The organism is Frankia sp. CcWB2 (assembly GCF_977927585.1).
Map to the genome: position 1 here is coordinate 5675 of NZ_CDWRCM010000021.1, position 577 is coordinate 6251.

Consider the following 577-nt stretch of genomic DNA (forward strand, 5'->3'; position numbering starts at 1 on the left):
GCTCAGCGCATCAGTGGAACGAGTCGCCGCAGGCGCAGGAACCCTGGGCGTTCGGGTTATCGATGGTGAAACCCTGCTTCTCGATCGTGTCGACGAAGTCGATCGTCGCCCCGCCGAGGTACGGGGCACTCATCCGGTCCACCGCCACCTTGACACCGGAGAAGTCGAGGACGGTGTCGCCGTCGAGGGACCGCTCGTCGAAGAACAGCTGGTAGCGCATGCCCGAGCAGCCTCCGGGCTGCACCGCGATACGCAGCTTGAGGTCATCCCGACCCTCCTGCTCAAGCAGGGTCTTCACCTTGCCTGCGGCGGTGTCGGTGAGGACGACGCTCGAGGACTGCGTCGCGGGTGCGGTGGTGTCCTGAACGGTCATAGGGACTACTCCTGCCCTTGGTGGACGTGCCTGGCAAGCCAGGCCACTAGTTCCGGTTGACTTGTACGCAGGGCGCCGCCGACCATCCGGCGCACACCCCCCCGGGCACGGCACTGCCACTGTGCCGACATCCATGCCCAACACCGTCGGCCGGGATCCGCTTCCTATGGTAGCGATGCCGGCGCGGGCCAACCACGTCGAGAT

At 66.2% G+C, this 577-nt stretch carries 1 protein-coding gene; it reads right to left on the reverse strand.

The annotated features are described in order from the left end of the window. Positions 1-10: 10 nt before the first annotated feature. Complete coding sequence (erpA, locus tag ACY45C_RS04115) at positions 11-373, reverse strand: iron-sulfur cluster insertion protein ErpA (protein WP_462186316.1); 363 nt, start codon at positions 371-373, stop codon at positions 11-13. Positions 374-577: the final 204 nt, after the last annotated feature.